General features: G+C 69.4%; 19 protein-coding genes. 5 read left to right on the forward strand and 14 right to left on the reverse strand.

The window, feature by feature from the left end; translation table 11 throughout:
• Positions 1-3: 3 nt before the first annotated feature.
• Positions 4-753, reverse strand: coding sequence for a hypothetical protein (locus HD599_RS17410; RefSeq protein ID WP_184239972.1), 750 nt, complete (start codon positions 751-753; stop codon positions 4-6).
• Positions 754-906: 153 nt separating this feature from the next.
• On the opposite strand from HD599_RS17410, the gene HD599_RS17415 reads away from it, so the two are divergent.
• Positions 907-1,587 (forward strand): hypothetical protein, encoded by a 681-nt coding sequence (locus HD599_RS17415; protein ID WP_184239974.1) that lies wholly within the window; start codon positions 907-909, stop codon positions 1,585-1,587.
• On the opposite strand, the gene HD599_RS17420 is transcribed toward HD599_RS17415, so the two are convergent.
• The 8 genes from HD599_RS17420 to HD599_RS17455 all read right to left on the reverse strand — a co-directional run bounded on the left by HD599_RS17420 (position 1,550) and on the right by HD599_RS17455 (position 11,453).
• Positions 1,550-2,425: a glycosyltransferase gene (locus tag HD599_RS17420; protein ID WP_343062148.1), complete on the reverse strand. Its 876-nt coding sequence runs from the start codon at positions 2,423-2,425 to the stop codon at positions 1,550-1,552. The two genes, HD599_RS17415 and HD599_RS17420, sit on opposite strands and share 38 nt — an antisense overlap.
• A 2-nt stretch (positions 2,426-2,427) precedes the next feature.
• On the reverse strand, positions 2,428-4,356 hold the full coding sequence (locus HD599_RS17425; protein ID WP_184239976.1) for a DUF4082 domain-containing protein: 1,929 nt from the start codon (positions 4,354-4,356) through the stop codon (positions 2,428-2,430).
• Between the two features lie 79 nt (positions 4,357-4,435).
• On the reverse strand, positions 4,436-6,301 hold the full coding sequence (locus HD599_RS17430) for a glycosyltransferase (RefSeq protein WP_184239978.1): 1,866 nt from the start codon (positions 6,299-6,301) through the stop codon (positions 4,436-4,438).
• Complete coding sequence (locus HD599_RS18380) at positions 6,298-7,314, reverse strand: TolB-like translocation protein (protein ID WP_184239980.1); 1,017 nt, start codon at positions 7,312-7,314, stop codon at positions 6,298-6,300. Before HD599_RS18380 ends, HD599_RS17430 begins: the two co-directional genes overlap by 4 nt.
• The gene (locus tag HD599_RS17440; RefSeq protein WP_343062149.1) at positions 7,311-8,561 is read right to left on the reverse strand and encodes an MFS transporter; all 1,251 of its coding nucleotides are present in this window, start codon (positions 8,559-8,561) and stop codon (positions 7,311-7,313) included. Before HD599_RS17440 ends, HD599_RS18380 begins: the two co-directional genes overlap by 4 nt.
• Before the next feature lie 2 nt (positions 8,562-8,563).
• On the reverse strand, positions 8,564-9,310 hold the full coding sequence (locus tag HD599_RS17445) for a hypothetical protein (protein ID WP_184240703.1): 747 nt from the start codon (positions 9,308-9,310) through the stop codon (positions 8,564-8,566).
• A 2-nt stretch (positions 9,311-9,312) separates the two neighbouring features.
• Positions 9,313-9,936 carry an acyltransferase gene (locus HD599_RS17450; RefSeq protein ID WP_184239982.1) on the reverse strand — a complete coding sequence of 208 codons (624 nt, stop codon included), beginning with the start codon at positions 9,934-9,936 and terminating at the stop codon, positions 9,313-9,315.
• Positions 9,937-9,938: 2 nt separating this feature from the next.
• A complete protein-coding gene (locus tag HD599_RS17455; protein WP_184239984.1) occupies positions 9,939-11,453 on the reverse strand; it encodes a sugar transferase in 1,515 nt (504 codons plus the stop codon).
• Positions 11,454-11,936: 483 nt separating this feature from the next.
• Here HD599_RS17455 and ypfJ point away from each other — a divergent pair, with 483 nt between their 5' ends.
• Entirely contained in the window at positions 11,937-12,806 is an 870-nt protein-coding gene (gene ypfJ, locus HD599_RS17460) for a KPN_02809 family neutral zinc metallopeptidase (protein ID WP_184239986.1), read from the forward strand.
• Positions 12,807-12,812: 6 nt separating this feature from the next.
• Here the strand turns inward: ypfJ and HD599_RS17465 are convergent, their stop codons facing one another.
• The 5 genes from HD599_RS17465 to HD599_RS17485 form a co-directional block, all read right to left on the reverse strand.
• The gene (locus tag HD599_RS17465; RefSeq protein WP_184239988.1) at positions 12,813-13,040 is read right to left on the reverse strand and encodes a hypothetical protein; all 228 of its coding nucleotides are present in this window, start codon (positions 13,038-13,040) and stop codon (positions 12,813-12,815) included.
• Positions 13,041-13,162: 122 nt separating this feature from the next.
• Positions 13,163-13,549 carry a flagellar assembly protein FliW gene (locus HD599_RS17470; protein WP_184239990.1) on the reverse strand — a complete coding sequence of 129 codons (387 nt, stop codon included), beginning with the start codon at positions 13,547-13,549 and terminating at the stop codon, positions 13,163-13,165.
• A complete protein-coding gene (gene flgL / locus HD599_RS17475) occupies positions 13,546-14,427 on the reverse strand; it encodes a flagellar hook-associated protein FlgL (RefSeq protein ID WP_184239992.1) in 882 nt (293 codons plus the stop codon). Before flgL ends, HD599_RS17470 begins: the two co-directional genes overlap by 4 nt.
• 3 nt (positions 14,428-14,430) lie before the next feature.
• Positions 14,431-15,837, reverse strand: coding sequence for a flagellar hook-associated protein FlgK (gene flgK / locus HD599_RS17480; protein ID WP_184239994.1), 1,407 nt, complete (start codon positions 15,835-15,837; stop codon positions 14,431-14,433).
• Between the two features lie 29 nt (positions 15,838-15,866).
• Positions 15,867-16,349: a flagellar protein FlgN gene (locus HD599_RS17485; RefSeq protein WP_184239996.1), complete on the reverse strand. Its 483-nt coding sequence runs from the start codon at positions 16,347-16,349 to the stop codon at positions 15,867-15,869.
• 384 nt (positions 16,350-16,733) lie between these two features.
• On the opposite strand from HD599_RS17485, the gene HD599_RS17490 reads away from it, so the two are divergent.
• From HD599_RS17490 to fliD, 3 genes are all read left to right on the forward strand, one after another.
• Positions 16,734-17,555: a sigma-70 family RNA polymerase sigma factor gene (locus HD599_RS17490; RefSeq protein WP_184239998.1), complete on the forward strand. Its 822-nt coding sequence runs from the start codon at positions 16,734-16,736 to the stop codon at positions 17,553-17,555.
• A 130-nt stretch (positions 17,556-17,685) separates the two neighbouring features.
• Entirely contained in the window at positions 17,686-18,825 is a 1,140-nt protein-coding gene (locus HD599_RS17495; RefSeq protein ID WP_184240000.1) for a flagellin N-terminal helical domain-containing protein, read from the forward strand.
• Between the two features lie 139 nt (positions 18,826-18,964).
• The gene (gene fliD, locus HD599_RS17500; RefSeq protein WP_184240003.1) at positions 18,965-20,347 is read left to right on the forward strand and encodes a flagellar filament capping protein FliD; all 1,383 of its coding nucleotides are present in this window, start codon (positions 18,965-18,967) and stop codon (positions 20,345-20,347) included.

Here is a 20,347-nt window from a genome sequence, read left to right on the forward strand (position 1 = left end):
GTCTCAGGTGGACACGTGCGCGGAGGCGCCGGCCGGGCGCTTCTTACGCGGCCGCGCCGAGGCGACGTCGGCGGTCGCCTCGCCGGTGTCGTCGGGTTCGTCCTCGGGCGCGGGTGCCGCGGCGAGGCGCTCGCGCCGCTGCCGGCGCCGGCGCGCGATGCTCAGCACCAGACCGTCGACGAGCGCGGTCAGCAGGAAGGTGGCGACGAGTCCGCCCGCCGCCACGCCCAGCACACCGCGGGTGCGGTCGTTCGTGAGCGCGGTCGGCTTCTCGTCGACCGCGAGGTCGAGCACCGACATCCGGGCCGCGTCGGGCACCGCCACGTCGTTCTGCAGCGCGGCCAGCCGCACGGGCAGGGTGTCGAGCACGGCCCGCAGGATGCTGCGCGCGCCCGACTGCGTGTCGCTGGTCGCCGTCACCAGCAGGATCGGACCGCTCGCGTCGCTGTCCCGCTCCACCGTGTAGCCGGTCACGCCGGGGTCGTCGCCGAGGATCTCGCTCGACGTGGCGTCCGAGTTGACCGAGCGCATCAGCACCTCGAGGGCCGGGTTGAGGCCGCCGAGGTACAGGAAACCGTTGCCGCCGTCGGGCACCGTGCTCGAGCCCGGGAGCAGCACCGCGGTGCCGGAGATCTCGTACGTCGGCTCGCTCGCGTCGTAGACGAGGTAGGTGGCGCCGGCGGTCAGGAGCACGCCGACGACGATGACGTACCAGCGCCGGAGGGATGCGCTGAGCAGGTTGGAAGCGAGCATCGATGCAGTGCCTTTCATGACCGTGCCAAGGCACTCGGGTAGTCACTAACCACCCAATTTATTAGCGGGAACGGCCGCGGCACAGGGATTACATTTCCTGCCCGTTTCTGGTCAAATGGCCGGGCTGCGCGGCACGGAAAAGAGGGGGCGACGGTGGTTTTCGACCTGCTTCTCGCCTGCCTGCGCCGGTGGTACATCGTGGTCCTCGGCCTCGCCTGCATCGCGGGCGTGGCGTACACGCTCGACCGCACGCCCGGCGTCTACTTCGCGCAGGTCGACGTGCTGTTCCTCGCCGACGAGAGCCAGGCCGGCGCCAATCCCCTGCAGAACCAGGAGGACAGCGTCATCCACTTCGCCTCTGTCGTGCAGCAGTCGGTGAGCGACGGTGCCGTGCAGACGCGGCTGTCGTCGCCGAGTGCGACGCTGCAGGGCTCGGGCATCCGCGAGGGGTACGTGGCGCGCCTGTCCGACGCGGGCGGCCAGTGGGAGAGCAGCTTCAACCGCGCGGTCATCGAGATCGAGGTCGTGGACTCGTCGCTGGCCGAGGTGCGGCGCGTGGTCGACGAGGTCGTGGGCAGGATCACGGCGGAGACGGCGCGCATCCAGGAGGAGGCCGGCGTCGACCCGGCGACGTGGGTGACGGCCGACGTCGAGACCGAAGAGGTGTCGATCGGTTACATGGGCAGCACCCGCGGCAGCAGGCTGCGCGGGCTGGCCGCGGTAGCGCTGGTCGGGGGAGCGGCGACCGTTCTGACCGCCGTTCTCGTCGACCGCTGGCGCTCCCGCCGGGTCGTGGTCAGGTCGCGCGCCGCAGCCGAGCCAGCCGCAGTTTGATCGAGTCGAGCCCCGACCGGCCGACGAGCTTCAGCGCCGTCGCCTTGGCGGCGGCCCGGGCGACCTCCGCCACGCGTCGTGCCGGCCGCACGCCGAGCAGGTCGACGGCCGAGCGCAGCCGTCCCGGTTCCGTGGCTTCGTCGAGCAGTCCGGGGAACAGCTCGCGGTAGGGGGCCGGGGAGGTGAGTGCTCCGTGTACCCGGTTGCTCACGTTCGACCCGTGCACCACCTGAAGCCAGGCCGGTGCTCCACGGACTTCCACCACCGGCATCCGCTCGCCCAGAGCCGTGTGCCAGTCGACCCAACAGGTCTCGGCCGATGCCCACGGTTCGACGACAGAGCAGAACGCGTTGCTGCGGTCGGTGCGCCGGTAGACGTCGGTACCGCTCGCGATCAGCCCGTTGACGAGGTAGATCGCCGCCCGGCCCGCCCGCTGCCCGCGCGCCTCGGCTGCCGCGTGCAGCCGCTCGGTGAAGTCGCGCGCGAGGCCGTCGTCGTTGTCGACGTTGGTGGTCAGCAGCAGGTCGCCGCGGACGCCGACGACGCGCTCGATGTCGCCCAGCAGGTCGGCGCGCGACACCTCCTCGCGGAACAGCGGCGAGAAGGTGCCGACCGCCCACCGGGTGCGGATCCGGTCGAGCAGCCACGCGGGGCTCTGCGGGTCGAAGTAGACGATCCAGTGGAAGTCCCCGTGTGTCTGCGCGCGCACCGCGGGCAGGCAGTACCGCTCGAACAACTCGGCGCGCTCGACCAGCCAGCCCTCCTTGGCCCGCACCACGCTCTCGGCCCCGGCCGAGGGCAGGTTGAACCGGGTCAGGAGGACCTGGTCGATAGCCACCTCTACAGCGCGATCTTGTACACGTGGTAGCCGTACTCGGCAGCGAAGGTGTCGGTGAAGATGCCGGCCGCGTTCGCCGTGAGCGACCGGTTCTCGAACAGCACCTCGACCGAGCGGCCGTCGACCCCGGCCGGCAGCGTGAACGAGCGCGCGCCCGGAGTCGACGAACCGTCGATCATCGCGAACACGTAGGCGTATCCGCCGCTGGTCTTGAGCATGGTGTCGAGTCCCGGGCCGAACGAGTAGTCGTACGACTGGGTGTTGATCACCGGGGCGAGCGCCTTGATCTGCAGGTTCACCGTCTGCGCGGCCGTCACGTTGGGTGCGGCACACGAACCCTTGGCGTACTGCACGACGCGGATCAGCCCGCCCGCGGTGCAGGTGCCCGACATGCTCTGGTTGAAGTAGACGATGCCGCGGGCCTCGTTGATGACCGAGTTCATCACGGCGCCCTTGAGCTCGCCGGGCTGGATGTTGCGGACGAACTGTTCGCCCGGCCCGCCGTTCACCAGGTCGATGAACTGCCACATCGGCTGCAGTGATCCGTCGACCGCGTCACGCGCGCGCAGCGAGTTCATCATCTTGCCGTAGCTCGACGACGTGCGGCAGTTGCTCTGGTCGATCGGGGTGAGGTAGATGTCGCGGTACGGCTTCCAGTCGCAGTAGGGGATCGTGTACCAGTACATGTCGGTGGAGACCACGTCGGTGTATCCGTTCACGTACTGCTCGGCGTCGGCGGCCGGCAGGTCGGTTCCGAGCACCATCTGCGTGAAGTTGGCGTACTTGAAGCGCCCGTCGTCACCGATCGAATCGACGATCTGCTGCAGGTGCCGGTGCCCCTCGGCGGCCGGCCAGCGTCCGTCGACCTCGTCGTCGAGGAAGTTGCCCACCCAGTAGTCGCTCGTGCCGGTGAACGAGGCGTTGAGCTTGTCACCGATCCAGTAGGCCTCGTTGCGCTCGAACAGCGAGTAGGAGGTGCCCTCCCACATGCCCGAGTACGAGTTGAAGCCGAGCGACTTGTCGTAGGCGACCTCGGCGTCGTTGCTCACGCCGTTGAAGGTCGCGACGATCGGGAAGAACGAGGGGTCGGTCCAGCCGACGGAGGCCGGCTTGTCGAACTGTCCCCAGTAGGACGGGCCGCCCTCCCACGCGATGCGGGGCAACGCGAGCTCGCCGCTGCCGGGAGGCGGGGTGGGCGTCGGAGTCGGCGTCGGAGTCGGAGTCGGTGTGGGTGTGGGTGTGGGCGTCGGCGTAGGGGTGGGCGTCGGTGTCGGTGTCGGAGTAGGGGTGGGGGTCGGAGTAGGCGTCGGAGTCGGTTCGGGCGTCGGCTCCTCACCCGTGGCCGTGAACACCACGTCAACGTAGTAGTTACTGTCGTGGTAGTTGTAGGTCGGGAAGGCGCCGGGCGTGTAGTTGTACACGCCGCCGCCCGCCGGCACCGTGAGCGGGCCGACCGTCACCGGCTCGGTGAACACGTTCTCGTCGCTCGAGTACAGGCCGAGAGGCGCCAGGTAGGACGCGACGTAGGTCTCGCCGGCGGTGATCGCGACGGGCTCGGCCAGGGTCGCGGTCTGCCACCCCGACTTCGACTCGTTCACGAAGGGCGCCGTGGCCACGGCCGTGCCGTCGGCGGTCCACAGGGTCGCGACGTGCTCGCCCCTGTTCTGCTTTCCCTTGTAGTAGCGGATGCCCGAGACTGTTCCGTCGACACTGCTCGTGAACGTGACGCCGAGCTCGACGGCCGAGGTGTCGAGGTCGGTGACCGTGACCGGCACGGTGTCGTCGGTGAAGATGCCGTCCGCGCTCGCCGCGGGGAGACCGACGATCTGGGAGACGGCGACGAGCGAGGCCACCGCCACGCTCGCGACCACAGCCACCAGCCGCCGTCGATTGTGGCCCGTGGATCCGGTCGTCTCGTGCGTCATTGCCATGCGTGTCATCGTGTGTCCCTAGGGTTGGTCCCCCACAGAATCCCCCACCGGAGCAAATCTCCCCTTGACGCTAACACCGTCATTTTTCGACGTCCAATGAATTTATCTTCATCTGGCGCGGGCTCTCCGGCAGGGCGCATCTACCCGTGCTGAACGCGGGGGAAGTGGCGGGCACGATGTAGGTCACGGGGGCGCGGCTCGACTCGTCGCGGTCCCAGGCGGCGGCGCTACCCGACCGGGCCGTGCGGCCCGCGAGCGTCAGCGCGGCGTAGGCCGCGGCATCCACGGCACTCAGCGGTCCGCGCACGCTCGCGGCCAATTCGCGCAGGGTCGAGCGGGTGGTCGAGGGTGCCGTCGTCTCACGGTTGCCGCGCCGCTGCCGGCGCAGGATGGCAAGGAGTCCGTCGAGTCGTCGCGGGGTGCGCACCCGCACCGGCTCGGTCTCGACGACGCGCTTCTCGTGCGCGCCGAACAGCGCGTCCACCACGAGGTCGTCGGCGGTCAGCTCCGGGAACTCGCCGAGCCGCTCGTGCCCGCGTCGCCCCAGAGCGTAGGCGCCGGCGCCCCAGAGCGCACCGCTCGTCGAGGGCAGCCGGGTGCGGGCGCGGTAGTACGCGCGCACCGGCGCCGACGCCCCGGTCGTGTCGTAGCGGAACGCCGGCCGGGCCGCGAGCACCGCTCCGCTCTCCAGCTCGGCGAACACCGCCGCGATCGCGCCGGGGTGCAGCTCGACGTCGGCGTCGAGGTAGAGGCGCGGCCAGAAGCGCGCGAGCCGGTCGCCGCGGTTGAGCGCCGCCGCCTTCGACGGGCGGGCGGTCTCGACCACGCGTACCCCGCGGAACTCGCGGGCGATCGCGGCCGTGTTGTCGCGGCATCCATTGCAGACCACGATCACTTCGAGACGGTCGGATGCCGCGAGCGACGCCAGCGGAGCGAGCGTGCGCCGCAGCACGGCCGATTCGTTGTGCGCGGGGATGATGACGGCGCCGAGCACGCCCCGGTCGGGCAGATCCGGCCAACGGGTGGCGTGCGGCAGGCGGTCCCACGACGACCGGTCGAGCAGCACGCGCAGGGTCGAGCGGTGCACGCCGCGGTAGCCCCGCAGCGCCTCGTGCAGCACGACGACGGCCCGGTACGCGGCGGCGTACCCGCGCCCGTGGTACTTGGCGATGTAGCGCACGCGGTTCACCGCGAGCAGGGCGTGCAGCTCGGCCGAACTGCCGGAACCGCCCTGGTCGTGCCGCACGAGCGCCCGCGGCTCGAACCAGACGTCGAACCCGGCGTCGCGCACCCGGCGCAGGTAGTCGGTCTCCTCGGAGTAAAGGAAGAAGCGGGGGTCCCAGTCGCCCACCGCGCGCACCGTCTCGCGACCGAGCATCACGGCCGCGCCGGTCGCCCAGTCGACCGTGCGGGCGCGCAGGTAGCTCGCCGGCCGCCCGTCGAGTTCGCTCGGCAGCCACGGAGGCGCGCCGCTTCCAAACAGCGCGTCGCCGACCGCTCGTGGCAGGCTCGGCTCCCGGCGGAGCGACGGGTAGGTGCTGCCGTCGACGGCGGAGATGAGTGGCACGACGGCCCCCGCCCCCGGGGTGCGCAACCGGTCGAGCATGCTGCGGATACTGCCGGCCTCGACCACGAGGTCGGGGTTGAGCACGAGCGAGGCGTCGGCGTCGCCCGCCGCCCGCAGCGCGAGGTTGATGCCCTCGGCGTACCCGCGGTTGCCGCCGGCGTCGACCAGGGTTACGTCGGGATGGCCGGCGAGCAGCTGCAGGGTGCCGTCGGTCGACCCGTTGTCGGCGACGACCACGCGCAGCCGCGAGTCGAGGGCCTCGTGCCGCAGGCTGGCGAGCAGCCCGCCGAGGTGCGCCGCGCTGTTGAATGTCACGACCGCGACGGCGACGTCGGCGACGTCCCCGGCGGCCACGAACCGGCCGTAGTCGCCGGTCACGGCCGCACCACCGAGGGAGAGGACGCGTGGGCGATGAAGAGAGCGGATGGCGCAGAGCCGTCGGCCCGGATCGACCAGACGTCGCTGTCGCCGACCGCTTCCGACGGCAGGGCGTAGAGCAGGGTGGAATCGTCGAGCCATTCTGCCTGGTCGTCGATCGAGCGGTCGTCCGGCAGGATCGTCTCCTCGCCGCTGTCGAGGTCGAGCACCGCGAGCGACCAGTGCGGGGCCGTCGCGCTCGCCACGTTCTTCTTGTAGACGACACGGGTGCCGTCGGGGGAGATCGACGGGCACTCAGCCGTCTTGTGCACGGTGGTCAGCGTGCGGTCGGCGATCGACCCGCGCACGAGCCAGGTCGAGCCGCCCGTCGCCGCGGTCGCATAGAAGGCGTCGTCGTCGCCCGGCACGAACGTCACTCCCCAGAAGTTGCGGTCGACAGCGGTGTTCGGTTCGCCGTCGACCAGCAGTTGCCATTCCTCGAGGTTGCCGAGGTCCTGGCCGTCGGCCGTGACGATGCGGGTGGCGGTCGAGAAACCGATCGTGGCGTACCCCTCGCCGGTGACGAACGACGTGAAGGCGGCGAGCTCGCCGTCGGGAGAGAGGCGCGCCCGGCTCGGGATGCCGGGGAGCGGCCAGGTGCTGGTGACGGCACCGTCGGCATCGAGCAGGTTGGCAGAGAATGTGGTGAGGATGCCGCGTTCGATGCGCAGGCACACGGTGGCACTGGTCGCGGAGTACACCCGGTCGCACGAGACGTCGGTCACGGTGCGCTCGCCGCCCGGGTCGTCCGCCGCGACGCTCGCCACGAAACCGTAGCCCGCGTCGGGCGTCGAATCGCGGAAGACGATGCGTCCCGCATCGTCCCGCGCGTCGAAGGCCGCCGTCTGCACCGCGGCCAGGTTCTCGGAGCGGGAGCGCGTGTCCGACGCGGCGACCAGGGCGACCGCCGCGGAACCGCCGAGCAGCACGACGGCCAGCGCCGCGACGACGAGCAGCCGGGCGCGGCGGTTCACGACTGCACCCGGAGGAGGGGCCGCACCAGCACGAACAGCACGGGAATGGCGACAGCCAGCGCCGCGGCGACGATCAGCACCGCGCTCTCGCGCCCCACGGCGAACCAGAGCACGCCGAACCCGGTCGAGCCGACCAGCCGGCCGACAGCGACGACGGTCTGCGCGGCCGCGATGCCGCTCGCGGTGGAGCCCTCCGGCGCGAGCTCCCCGGCGAGGGCCGCGAGCACCCCGTCGGTCGCGGCATAGAACGCGCCGAGCAGCGCGAGGCAGGCGACCGTGACGACCGCGCCGCCCACGGGCAACGCCGCGCACGCGTAGGCGGCGAGGAGCGCGACGTGGCCGAGCACGAACACCCGGGCGCGGCCGAAGCGGTCCGCCACCCGGCCGAGCGGCACGGCGAACAGGAAGAACGCCACGTTGGTCCCCACGTAGAGCAGCGGGAACCACTGGGCGGCGAATGGGCTGCGGTCCTGCAGCACGAGGTAGACGAACCCGTCGCCGACCGTGAGCACGGCGAGCACCCCGGCGGCGAGGATCAGCCGGCGCAGTCGCGGATCGGTCAGGTTGCGCCAGCGGAACGGGGCACGCGGGGCGACCCTCTCCCGGCCCTCGCGCGCGGCACGCCGGCCCGGCACGAGCAGCCCGAGGATCGCGACCCCGAGCAGTGCGAAGGCCAGCGACGCGACGAAGACCACGTGGTAGCCCTGCGGAATGAGGAACAGGATGACGAACGCGAGCAGCGGTCCGACGGCGGCGCCGATCGTGTCGAGCATGCGGTGTACGCCGAACGACCGTCCGAGATTCGTCGTCGTCGACGACGCGGTGATGAGCGCGTCGCGCGGCGCGGTGCGGATCCCCTTGCCCAGCCGGTCGAGGGCGATCACGGTGGCGACCGCCGCGAACCCGTTGACAACGAGCAGCACGATCTTCGTCCCCGCCGACAGCGCGTAGCCCGCGAAGGCGACCCACTTCGAGTGGTCGGTGCGGTCGGACGCCCAGCCGCCACCGATGCGCACGATCGCGCTGACCCCTTGGTAGAGCCCGTCGATGAAGCCGTAGGCGATGGTCGAGAGGCCGAGCGCCCCGGTGATGTAGAGCGGCAGGATCGACGCGACCGACTCCGACGAGATGTCGGTGAGCATGCTGACGATGCCGAGCGTGATGACGGTGGCCGATACCCGCGTGGCCGGTTCCCCGCGTCGGGACGCGCGCGTGCGGTCGCGGCGGTCGGACAGCGAGATGTACACGGCTACTGCGCCACGGTCAGCACGGCGAACAGGGAGTACGCGGCCCCGGCCGCGGTCGGCGAGACGGTGAGCGTCACACTCGAGTCGGCGCGCGCGAAAACCATTCCGGTGTCGGAGCCCGCGGCCGGCAGGGGGCTTCCGGCGAGATCCAGCTTCGCGAACGCCGACTGGAAGTACTCGACGACAGACTGCGGCGACTCCGTCGTCGTCGCGTCCACCGTCGCGTGTACCACGGGTCCGTCCGAATCGAGCGAGGACGACACCACGGTCGAGCCCGCGAGCAGGGTCAGACTGTCGGGGAACCCGGGCACGAGCGCCTTGGCCGCGGAGACCGCCTCGGGCGGCAGGGTCGCGAGCGGCGCGGGCGGAGGGTCGGCCGGCATTACGACGGGATCGGTCGGCAGGTGCTCCACCTCCGTGGTCGTGCGGGGCACGGCCGGCGCCGGGGCGGGTGCGGGGGCAGGAGCCACGGTCGGCGCGGGCGCGGGCGCCGGCGCGGGGTCGGCCGCGGCATCCGGAATCTCGCCGTTCGACGGCGGCACGGGGGTCGCGGGCTGCACGTCGAGCGGCGGTGCGGTCGGTCCGGGAGCCGGTGCCTCGGTGCTCCGAGGGCTGGCGGATGGCGCGGCGACCACGGGTGCACCCGCCGACGTCTCGGACGTCGGCTGGGGCAGATTCGCGGCGACGAGCGCGCACGCCACGGTGGCCGCGCCGAGCGCGACCAGGGTGATGCGGTGTCTGCGGTCCATCGTCATAACGGCGTGAGCATCCCCTCGGTCTCTTCGTAGCGTTCGCCAGTCCTCGGGCAGACGAACGAGCCGTCGGCCGCGCGCTCCAGCGGCACCCCGGCCCGGCCGACCCAGCCGACCCGGCGGGCGGGGACCCCGGCGACCACGGCGTAGTCGAGCACGTTCTTGGTGACGACGGCCCCGGCAGCCACGAGCGCGTAACGGCCGACCGTGATCGGGGCGACGCACACGGCGCGGGCGCCGATCGAGGCGCCGGTGCGCACCGTCACTCCGACCGCCTCCCAGTCGTCGTTCGACTTGCGCGACCCGTCGACGTTGATCGCCCGCGGGTAGGAGTCGTTGGTGAACACGACGGCGGGGCCGACGAAGACGCCGTCCTCGAGCAGCGCCGGCTCGTAGATCAGCGCGTAGTTCTGCAACTTGCAGTTGCGGCCGATGATGACGCCGGGGCCCACATAGGCGCCGCGTCCCACGATGCAGCCGGCCCCGAGCTGGGCGTACTCGCGTACCTGGGCGAGGTGCCAGACCACCGAGTCGGCGCCGATCGTCGCCCGCGGGTCGATGTCGGCGGAGACCGCGATGCGGGCGGGCAGCTCGTTGCCCGCGAGAGTGGCGTCGAGTCCCATCATCAATACGCTCCGACCGGCTGGGCGACGACCTTCACCGTGCGCCACAGGATGATCAGGTCGCCCATCAGCGACCAGTTCTCCACGTAGTAGAGGTCGAGGCGCACGCTGTCTTCCCAGCTCAGGTTCGAGCGGCCGCCGACCTGCCACATGCCGGTGAGGCCCGGCTTGATGTACAGCCGGCGGTGCACGTGCTCCTCGTACGCGCTCACCTCGATCGGCAGCGGCGGGCGCGGGCCGACGAGGCTCATATCGCCCATCAGCACGTTCCAGAGCTGCGGCAGCTCGTCGAGCGAGTACTTGCGCAGCACCTTGCCGAGACGGGTGACACGCGGGTCGTTCTTCAGTTTGAAGAGCACGCCGTTGCCGTCGTTCTCGGCGCCCACCGCCTCATAGGGGTGCGGGGCGGTCTCGGACATCGACCGGAACTTCAGGATGCGGAACGGATGGCCTCCGCGGCCGACCCGCTCCTGCGCGAAGAACGCGGAACCGGGGCTGTCGAGCTTGACCAGCAGGGCGATGACGGCGAAAGCGGGGCTGAGGAAGAGCAGGGCGACACTCGCCATCGCGACATCCATCGCCCTCTTCGCCACATGCTTTGCGCCGTCAAACTGCGGGATCTCGACGTGGATGAGCGGGAGTCCGTCGACGGGGCGGAAGTGGATGCGCGGTCCGGCGATGTTGGCGAGGCTGGTGGCGAGGATCAGCTCGGCCGTCGAGCCCTCGAGGTCCCAGGCCAGATCATGGATGAAATCGCTGTCGGACGCCTGGCCGGCGACCACGACCCCGTCGACCCGCAGGGTCTTGGCGAACTCGGCGGTGCGGCTGAGGTCGCTCAGCACGACGAGGTCGCCGAGGGCGCTGATCGACTGGGTGGGTTGCCCCTCCTCGACCACGGCACCGACGACGAGGTAGGCGGCGCCCGAGTTCGCGTGCATCTGCCGCACGACCTTCTCGACGTCGCGGCGTCCGCCGATGACGATGACGCGGGAGAGGAAATGGCCGGCCGCACGCTGCGTGATCAGCCACTGGCGCCACAGCCACCGGCCGAGAAGCAGACCGAGCAGGCCGGCCGGGAAGGTGAGGGTCACGAACCAGCGCGCGGCGTCGGCTTGGAAGACGACGAAAGCGACGGCGAGGATGCCCAGCGCCGTCATGCTCGCGTTGAGCACGCGCTTGTACTCGCTCGCCCCCACGCCGATGACGCGGGGGTCGCGGCTGCGGAAGGCGGAGAGGGAGGCCGTCCAGATGCCGAGCACGAGCAGTGACATCCAGGTGAAGCCGGCGGTGTCGTGGCTCACACCGAGGTGGGCGACGAACGTGATGGCGACCGCGAGCACGATCACCGAGGCGTCGGTGATGCGGAGCTTGCGGCGGTAGCCGCCCGCCCAGCGGGCCCCGCTGGCCGGTATGGCTGCAGCAATCGGCTCGGTCGAATCGTGGATGGTGCGTTGATGTGACGGGTGATGTGGCGCAGTACGCCGGGCGCGGGTTCGGGAGACCGCAAATTCGACCATGTTATTCCTGCAATTCCAGTACAGCGGGGACCACTGAGAGCACCGTGGGTGGCGGTGCTCGAACTTCGTTTGCCGAGGCGGTGCGTCGACTGGGTAAGTGCCGGCGTCGTCTCGTTGTCGGGTTGGTGTCACCCGTAGGGGGGAGACGATCCCGAGGTTAGGCTCGCTGCTCACGCGGCAGGCATCCCCCCTTTGGGGGGCATCGCGGGGTACACGCGCTGTGGTTAGGTTGGCGGATTTGTCCGCGGGCCGTGGGGCCTCGACGCGTGATTTCACGCGGAACCCAGGCCCTTACTGTACGGGGTACAGCCGTGTCGGCATATCCCCGCCGAGGGACACGGGGGGCCGTGACTAATCGTCGTGAACGGGGGACACCGCAAGGCGGGCGTCGGTGCCGGGCGGGCCGACCGTCGGACCCGCGCGGGAGGCGGTTGAGCGGTCGAGTTTTCCGGCGGAGGAACATCCACGGAGTACGGTGTGGAAATGACGTTCAACGACAACGCCAAAATCGACTCGAGCAAGGTGCGCCGACGCGGTCGCGCGACGGGGATCGCCGCGGGCGGTGGAGGTCTGCTTGTTATCGGGCTGTTCATCGTCTCGCAACTGATCGGGGTCGATGTCACCGGTCTCGCGGGCCTCGCGGGCGGCGGAGACACGGCAACCGACGAGGCGATCCAGAACTGCGAGACCGGCGCGGACGCGAACGACGGCCTGGATTGCCGTCTCGCCGCGGCATCCGATTCTCTCGACACCTACTGGAGCGCACAGTCCTCCGCCGCGTACGTCACGCCGGGAGTGGTCCTGTTCGACGAGCAGGCCGGCACGGGCTGTGGCAGCGCGACCAGCGCGACCGGCCCGTTCTACTGCCCCGCCGACCAGACGATCTACATCGACCCCGGCTTCTACGAGGAGCTGCGCACGACCTACGGCGCGACGGGCGGACCGCTCGCCGAGATGTACGTGATCGCGCACGAGTGGGGCCACCACATCCAGAACCTCAGCGGCACGATGGACACCCTCGACCAGCAGACCACCGGCCCCACGTCCGACGGCGTGCGCCTCGAACTGCAGGCCGACTGCTTCGCCGGCGCATGGGCGGGGGAGGCGTCGACGGTCGCCGATTCAAGTGGCACGCCGTTCCTCGAGCCGCTCACGACCGATCAGGTGGCCCAGGCGTTGAGCGCCGCCGCTGCCGTGGGCGACGACCGGATTCAGGAAGCGGCGACCGGGCAGGTCAACCCGGAATCGTGGACGCACGGCGCGAGCGATCAGCGCCAGAAGTGGTTCACCGCGGGGTTCGAGAGCGGGCCGGCCGCGTGCGACACCTTTGCCGTGGGCGCGGCCGGCCTGTAGTCACCGTCAGTCGAGCGACTCCTCGAGCGCCCGCTCGGCCTCCTCGATGGTGGCGAAGGTGCCGAGGGTCTTGGCCAGCCGCGTCGTCGCGGCGAATCCGGCACCCCAGCGTGCCTCCACCATTCCGACGAAGTCGCCGTTGCGACGCGCGACCCAGAGGCCGGCCTGCTCGACAGTCCACGCGATGTCGACGGTGGTGGCCGACTTCTTCGAGGTGTGCGACGTAATGCTCATCAGTGATCTCCCTTCATTGGGCGGTGATGAGTGACACTATCCCTCGTACGGGGGATCGCCGGAAGACCCTTACGGGTCGGGCATGAATGTGCCTCAGCGCGACCGGTCTCGCCGGGGAGGGCTCAGGCGGCGCGGTCGGCGGTGAGCTGCGCGCGCAGGGGGTAGTCCTGGCCCTCGAGAATGATCTGCGCGCTGGCACCCGTCGCCGCGTTGACCACGATGGGGGCGAGCAGGTTGGTCGTGGTTCCGTCGGCACCCGGGTTCGCGACGACGAGGACGAGAGCGTCGGTCGGGGCATGGATGTCGAGGGCGACGCAGTCCTCGTCGGAGATGATCGGCGCGTAGTCGGGCAGGTACACGCCGGCGTCGAGCACGAACAGACGGATACCGCTGTCGTCGGCGGACTGCAGCGAGAACAGGCCGTCGGCGCCGTCGATGTCGGTGAGCACGAATCGCGTGTGCGGGGCGAGGCCGTGCGGCGAGGTCGCGAAGGTCAGGAGCGCGCTCATCGGAGGAAGTCCATGAGGGTCTGCTGGAGGGCGCGCGAGGTGACGGAGAGTGCTGCCTGGTAGTTCAATTCCTGTGCCTTGAGATCGATGATGGCCTGGCCGAGGTCGAGGTCCTCGATTTCGGCGCGCTGTGCCTCGAGAGAAACTGATTCGGTCACGTTCGCTCCCTGGGTCTTCAGTACCTGCGCCTGGCGGGCGCCGACCGCGCCCTGTTGACCGAGGATAGTCGCCACCTTGGTGTCGATCTCCGTCAGACGCGTTCCGACGTTCACGCCGGAGCGCAGGTCGGTGATGATGTTGTCGACGAGAGCGAAGATGGAATCGTCGCCGACCCCGAAGGTGGCAGCGCCGTCGGCGTCGACGCGGATCGCGACGTCGGTGCCGATGCGGCGCTCGACCGAGCTGCCCGTGCCGGTGAACGTGAGGTCGTCGTTAAACGCGACCCCCGCGTCGGAGTTGCCGGCGAAGACCGAGCGGCCGAGGTAGGAGGTATTCGCGGTCTTGAGCAGTTCGGCGCGCAGGCTCTCCAGCTCGACGGCGATCGCCTCTTTCTGCAGGGGGGACATGGCGCCGTCGTTGGCGCCCTGCACTGTCAGGTCGCGCACGCGGCTCATGATGTCGGTGGAGGTCGAGAGCGCGGTGTCGACGGTGGTCAGCCAGGCGTTGCCGTCGCTGATGTTGCGGGCGAACTGGCTGGTCGCCGCCTGGGCCGAGCGGACTCGCAGCGAATCGGACGTGCCTGCCGGGTCGTCGGAGGGCTGATTGATGCGGACGAGGGTTCCGGCCGCATTCTGCTTCTGGGCGAGGGCGCTGAGGCTCTGCTGCAGGTTGCGCTGCGCGGTGATCATCAGACCCTGGTTGGTGACGCGGTTGATCACGGGCTATCTCCCCACGATTCCGGTGCGGTTGATGAGCGTGTCGAGCATTTCGTCGACCGCCGTCATCACTCTCGCCGCACCCTGGTAGGCGGTCTGGAAGGTCAGCATGTTGACGTTCTCCTCGTCGATGTCGACCGAGGCACTGGCGAGCTGGTTGTTGACCGCCGCCTTCGTCGAGAGGTCGGCGAGAGCCGACTGCTGCACGCCGGTCTTGGTCGTGACCCCGATACCGGTGACGATCGTCGACCAGAGCGAGTCGGGAGAATCCACGGCCGTGCCGAGCTTGCCGATAGCGGCGGCGACCGAACCGTCGAGGCCGCCGGCGCCGGGCGCCGCGTTGGCGATCTGGCTCACGTCGGTCGGGATGACGATCAGGCCGAGAGCCGCCGGTACGCCGGCGGTGAAGCCGAAGAAGTCGTGGCCGGTGGTTCCGTCGGCGATCGCTCCGCCGCTGTGGATGCCGTTCACGTCGCCGGCCAGCTTGGTGGCGAACTCGTTGTAGCTGTTCGCCGCCTGCACGAGCGCGCCGCCGGTTCCGAGCATGGAGAGCGCGCCGGCGATCTCGCCGCCGTCGGCCCCGACGGGGACGGTAGGGCGGTCGACCCACGACAGTGTGACGGGGTTGGTGCCGGCAGCGGCCATCGATGCGCCGCCGGTCACGGCGATCTTGTACGATTTGTCGCCGGAGACCAGAGCGTTGCCGCCGACGAGCACCTCGGCGGTGCCGTCAGGCAGGGTGCGCACGCTTGCACCGGTGAGGGTGGAGATAGTCGTCGTGAGGGCGTTGCGCTGGTCGATCAGTTCGTTGGCCGATCCGCCAGCGGCGAGCGTTGACCGGATGAGGCCGTTGAGCCCCGCCACCTGCGACGCGGCGTCGTTGAGCTCGTTCGCCATACCGACGGCCTCGCTGCGCAGCTGCGTCCACTGGTAGTCGACCGCGGTGTACCCCACCGAGATCTGGGTGGCAAGCGCGCTCGACTGCTGCAGCAGGACGGCGGCGGTGGCCGCATCGCCCCCGCGGTTGCTCATGTCCTCCCAGGCGCCCCACACCGTGCTGAGCTGGGCGGAGAGGCCGTCGTCGCCGGGTTCGTGCAGCGACGCCTCGAGGGTGCTGAGCACGTTGCCGCGCACGCCCCAGTAGCCGCTCGACGCGCTCGAGGTGCGCACCTTGTTGTCGAGGAACTCGTTGCCGAGGCGTTCGATCGAGGTGACGGAGACTCCTTGGCCGACCTTGACCTGCCCGGTGAGCGGACCGACCTGGGCGAGCGAACCCGCCGCGCTCTGCACCGCACGCTGACGCGTGTAGCCGGCCGTGTTCATGTTGACCATGTTCTGGCCAACGACGTCGAGGCCCTGACGGGCGGCGACGAGGCCGGTGTAGGCGGTGTTCAGGCCGCTGAAGGTGCTCACTGTCGTGTCCTTGGTTTCTTCGGTTCGATCTAGAGTTTCAGGTCGAACATTCGGGCATTGACCGAAGCTTCGGAGACGCCGTTGGCGTCGTAGGTGCCGCTGGACGAGCCGTCATGCGCGAGCGCTTCCTGCGTGGAGCGGATGGCGACGCGGAGGTACTGCACGTTCAGGTCGCGCAGCTCCTGGATCTCACGGGTGAGGGCGGTCATGGCGGTCAGGTGAGCCGTCAGGATGCCGCGCCAGGTCTCGTCGCTGACGTGAACGGTGATCTCGCGGAGCGTGGCGCCCTCGTCGATACCGAGCTCGTCGGCGAGCGTCGTCACTTCGACCGACCGGGCGAGGCCGGCCAGACGCAGCTTCTGCATGACCTGTTCGACCTCCTGCGTGGCGTACTGCAGCCAGCGCGCCTTGCCGGAGGTGAGCAGCAGTTGCTCTTCGGTCAGTTTGAAGACCAGCAGTTCGAGCAACTCCCGCTCTCGCCACAGGGACGCGGACAGTTCATGTGTACCCATGACTGAATGACCTCTCTGCCTGCTCGAGCGATACACCGCCAGAAGGGATCTTGAGTAGCCCCGGGTTCGCGTCATAAGCGACTGTCGGCAAGGGTACCAACGCCGTTAGCCGAACAGCCGGGAAACTTTGGCGGATTTCCGGGATTTAACGCCGATTGAACGCGCGACCCGTTCGAGGGAGCCCCGTTCGGGGGCGACCCGCTTTGGGGGCGCTGCACCCCCAGAGTTTGCTTTCTGTCAGTTGGCTGAACGCATACAGTCGCAAGTACCCGAATAAAGCGCGTGTTTACCCTGGCTCGCGATGCACGACATTACGTCCAGAATTAAGCGGCATTCGCGCTGTACCGCGCGTGCCGTTGCAACAACGTTGACGGGGGTCACGCTGTGGAACGGTTTGAAAGAAACAAGCTGGTGGTGGAAAATCTGCCACTCGTCGGGTATCTCGTTTCCGAGGTCTGGGCCAAGGCGCGCCACCTGTCGAGAGACGACCTGGCGTCCGCCGGAGCGCTCGCACTCGTCTCTTCCGCGGACTCGTTCCGCCCCGAACTCGGCATCCCGTTCGGCGCCTTCGCCCGCCGCCGCATCGTCGGCGCTTTCGCCGACGAGATGCGTTCGAGCGACTGGGCGACCCGCGGCGCACGCCGCCGCATCAAAGACACTATGGCCGTGCAGGACACTCTGACCGCCGCGATGGGCCGCAAGCCCAACGTCGACGAGATCGCCGCCGCGCTCGGCGTCGACCGCGAGGAAGCCGCCGCCGGCATCGCCGACGCGTCGCGCGTGGTCGTCACCCTCGACGAGACCGTCGCCGACGTGCTGGTCGCCGACTCGGCGCTGCCCGAGGAGACCGTGCTCTCCGCCGAGCGGCTCACCTACCTGCGCGCTGCCGTCGATTCGCTCCCCGAGAAGATGCGCGTCGTCATTTCCGCCATCTACTTCGACGACAAGACGGTGAAGGAGATCGCCGAGGAGTCGGGAACGACCCACTCCGCCGTGTCGCAGCTGCGCAGCGAGGCCGTGCGCCTGCTGCGCGACGGGCTCGAGACCCACTATTCCGACGCGCCCGACTCTGCCGGCGAGTACACGCCCGCATCGCGCATCGCGATCTCGAGCCGCAGCGCCTACCTGGCGCGGGTGGCCGAGGCCGCGATGGTGACCTCGGTGCGCGACCGGGGCGCCGTGCGCACCGAGGCCGCGGCATCCTGATTTCGGCTTTCGAACACGACTAAAAAAGCTTCGCTTCGTGCCTAACGCGTTTTGGCGGGCAGCCGATAGCTAAAGGTATCGGCCCATGGATGGGCAGATGCAGCCAAACCCAATCACGGAGGAAAACATCATGGGTATGCAGATCAACACCAACGTTGCGGCGCTCAACTCGTACCGCAACCTGTCCAACACGCAGAACGACCTGTCGAAGTCGCTTGAGAAGCTCTCCAGCGGCCTCCGCATCAACCGCGCAGCGGATGACGCAGCGGGTCTGGCAATCTCCGAGGGCCTGCGTGCGCAGGTCGGTGGCCTCACGGTCGCCTCGCGTAACGCTCAGGACGGCATCTCGGTCATCCAGACCGCTGAAGGCGCGCTGACCGAGACCCACTCGATCCTGCAGCGTCTCCGCGACCTCGCCGTCCAGGCCGGTAACGACTCGAACAACTCCGAGTCGCGTGCCGCCATCACGACGGAGGCCACGCAGCTGACCGCCGAGCTCACGCGTATCTCCGACGTCACCAACTTCAACGGCACGAAGCTGCTCGACGGCTCGTCCGCGTCGCTCAGCTTCCAGGTCGGTGCAGACGGTGCCGCCAGCAGCCAGATCTCGGTGAGCCTCACCGGTGCGAACGTCAAGGGTGTCGCTTCGGCGCTCACCGTTGGTGCTGCTGGATCGCAGATCACTGTCGCCACCCCGACCGCGGTCACCGGCGCTCAGTCCTTCACGGTCACGAAGGGCGGCGCCGCGACGGTCGTCACCACCGCATCGCTCGGTGCGGCCGGCAGCATGACCTCGGTCAACGAGGTTGCCGCAGCGCTCAACAAGGACGCCAACTTCAAGACGGACCTCGTCGCGACGGTTGACGCCACGAACAAGCTCATCATCTCGTCGAAGACCGGCGGAGTCGTCACGGCAGCAACCGCCCCCGGAACCGGCCTCTCGGTCGGCGTCGCGGCACCCGCTGGCGCGCTCGACTTCACCAACGCCGCGGGCGCTGCAGCTGCGATCACCAAGATCGACGCTCAGATCTCCAACGTGTCGACGGCTCGCGCCGGCCTCGGTGCCGTGCAGAACCGCTTCGAGTCCACGATCAACAGCCTCAACGTCTCCAAGGAGAACCTGGCCGCTGCTGAATCGCGTATCCGCGACACCGACATGGCGTCCGAGATGGTCAGCTACACCCGCGCGAACATCCTGTCGCAGGCCGGTACCGCCATGCTCGCGCAGGCGAACCAGTCCAACCAGGGCGTTCTGCAGCTCCTCGGCTAGTCCGAACGGGTAGATACCAACGCCCGGCGGTTCTCGAGAGGGAACTGGACGTCTTGATCGAGCGCCGCCGGGCGTTTCACCCCCACCAGCACGACCCACCGCCCTCACCACACCAGCCACTCAGCGAAGGAGATCGGACATGGCCACACTCGGTCTCGACGGCCTCGCGAGTGGTCTGCCCACGACGGAGCTCATCGCCTCGTTGATGGCTCTGGAGACGATCCCCCAGACTCTCCTCAAGAACAAGGTCACCAGCGCGACCACCGAGGTCACCGCTCTGCAGGGCCTGAACGCACTGGTCGCCGCCCTCCAGACGCTGTCTGCCACGACCGCCAAGCCAGCGGCCCTCGACTTCTACAACGCCACGAGCACCTCGACCAAGGTCACCGCCACGGCGACGACGGGTGCCGTCGGCGGCGAAATCGACATCGTCGTCGGAGCCCTCGCCCAGTCGCAGTCCGGCGTGACCGCGCCGATGACCGCCTGGACCGACCCGCCCGTCATCACCATCGTCGGCGCCGACGGCGTCGCGACCGAAATCACCGCCGACTCCAACTCGCTCGACGACGTCGTCGCCGCGATCAACGGCTCCGCCGCGGGGGTGAGTGCGACAAAGGTCGCCTCGGGCACCGACGCGGGCGGCGCGGTGCAGTACCGCCTCCAGCTCACGGGCAAGGCGAGCGGTGCCGAGAACGCCTTCACCGTGTACGCGGGCACCGAGGCCGACGTCACCGCCGGAACCGCGACGAACGTGCTCGCTCAGGCGGGCGCCGCGACGGTCCGCACCGCTCAGGACGCCTCGGTCACCCTCTGGAAGGGCACTGCGGCCGAGCAGGTCATCACCTCGACGACCAACACCTTCACCGACCTCCTCCCCGGCGTCTCCGTGACGGTCTCCGGCGTCTCGGCCGACCCGGTCACCGTCGCCGTCTCCCGCGACAACGCGACGTCGGCCACGACCGTGAAAGCGCTCGTCACCTCGCTCAACGAGGCACTCGCCTACATCAAGACGCGCTCGTCGGTCACGACCAGCACCGATGCGACGGGGGCCGCGATCGTCTCCGGCGGAGTCTTCACCGGCGACAGCACGGTGCGCGACGTCTCCTCGAAACTGCTCGCCGCGGCATCCCAGCCCGTCAATGGCAAGTCGCCGTCGGAGTACGGGATCTCGATCACCAAGACCGGCACGATGGAATTCGACGAGGCCAAGTTCACCGCGGCCTTCGCGAAGGACCCCGCCGGAGTCCAGGCGGCGATCACCGAGATCGCCGGACGTCTCGCCGACGCCGCCAAGGGGCTCTCCGACAAGACCGTCGGCACGATCACCTCCAAGATCACCGGCACCCAGACCACGATCGACAACCTCAGCGACCAGGTCGAGCGGTGGGACGACCGCCTCGCCACCCGCAAGGCGAACCTGCAGCGCATGTACTCGGCGTTCGAGGTCCGCATGAGCAACATGAACGCCCAGATGACCTGGCTCACCTCGCAAGTCGACGCACTGCAAGCGCAGAAGGACTGA

The sequence above is a fragment of the Conyzicola lurida genome (assembly GCF_014204935.1).
GTDB classification, from domain to species: Bacteria; Actinomycetota; Actinomycetes; order Actinomycetales; family Microbacteriaceae; genus Conyzicola; species Conyzicola lurida.

Coding starts and splice junctions, on each gene's coding strand:
- HD599_RS17410 (WP_184239972.1), bottom strand. CDS start 753: ATGCTCGCTTCCAACCTGCTCAGCGCATCCCTCCGGCGCTGGTACGTC.
- HD599_RS17425 (WP_184239976.1), bottom strand. CDS start 4,356: ATGGCAATGACGCACGAGACGACCGGATCCACGGGCCACAATCGACGG.
- HD599_RS17445 (WP_184240703.1), bottom strand. CDS start 9,310: ATGGACCGCAGACACCGCATCACCCTGGTCGCGCTCGGCGCGGCCACC.
- HD599_RS17450 (WP_184239982.1), bottom strand. CDS start 9,936: ATGGGACTCGACGCCACTCTCGCGGGCAACGAGCTGCCCGCCCGCATC.
- HD599_RS17455 (WP_184239984.1), bottom strand. CDS start 11,453: ATGGTCGAATTTGCGGTCTCCCGAACCCGCGCCCGGCGTACTGCGCCA.
- ypfJ (WP_184239986.1), top strand. CDS start 11,937: ATGACGTTCAACGACAACGCCAAAATCGACTCGAGCAAGGTGCGCCGA.
- HD599_RS17465 (WP_184239988.1), bottom strand. CDS start 13,040: ATGAGCATTACGTCGCACACCTCGAAGAAGTCGGCCACCACCGTCGAC.
- HD599_RS17470 (WP_184239990.1), bottom strand. CDS start 13,549: ATGAGCGCGCTCCTGACCTTCGCGACCTCGCCGCACGGCCTCGCCCCG.
- HD599_RS17485 (WP_184239996.1), bottom strand. CDS start 16,349: ATGGGTACACATGAACTGTCCGCGTCCCTGTGGCGAGAGCGGGAGTTG.
- HD599_RS17495 (WP_184240000.1), top strand. CDS start 17,686: ATGGGTATGCAGATCAACACCAACGTTGCGGCGCTCAACTCGTACCGC.
- fliD (WP_184240003.1), top strand. CDS start 18,965: ATGGCCACACTCGGTCTCGACGGCCTCGCGAGTGGTCTGCCCACGACG.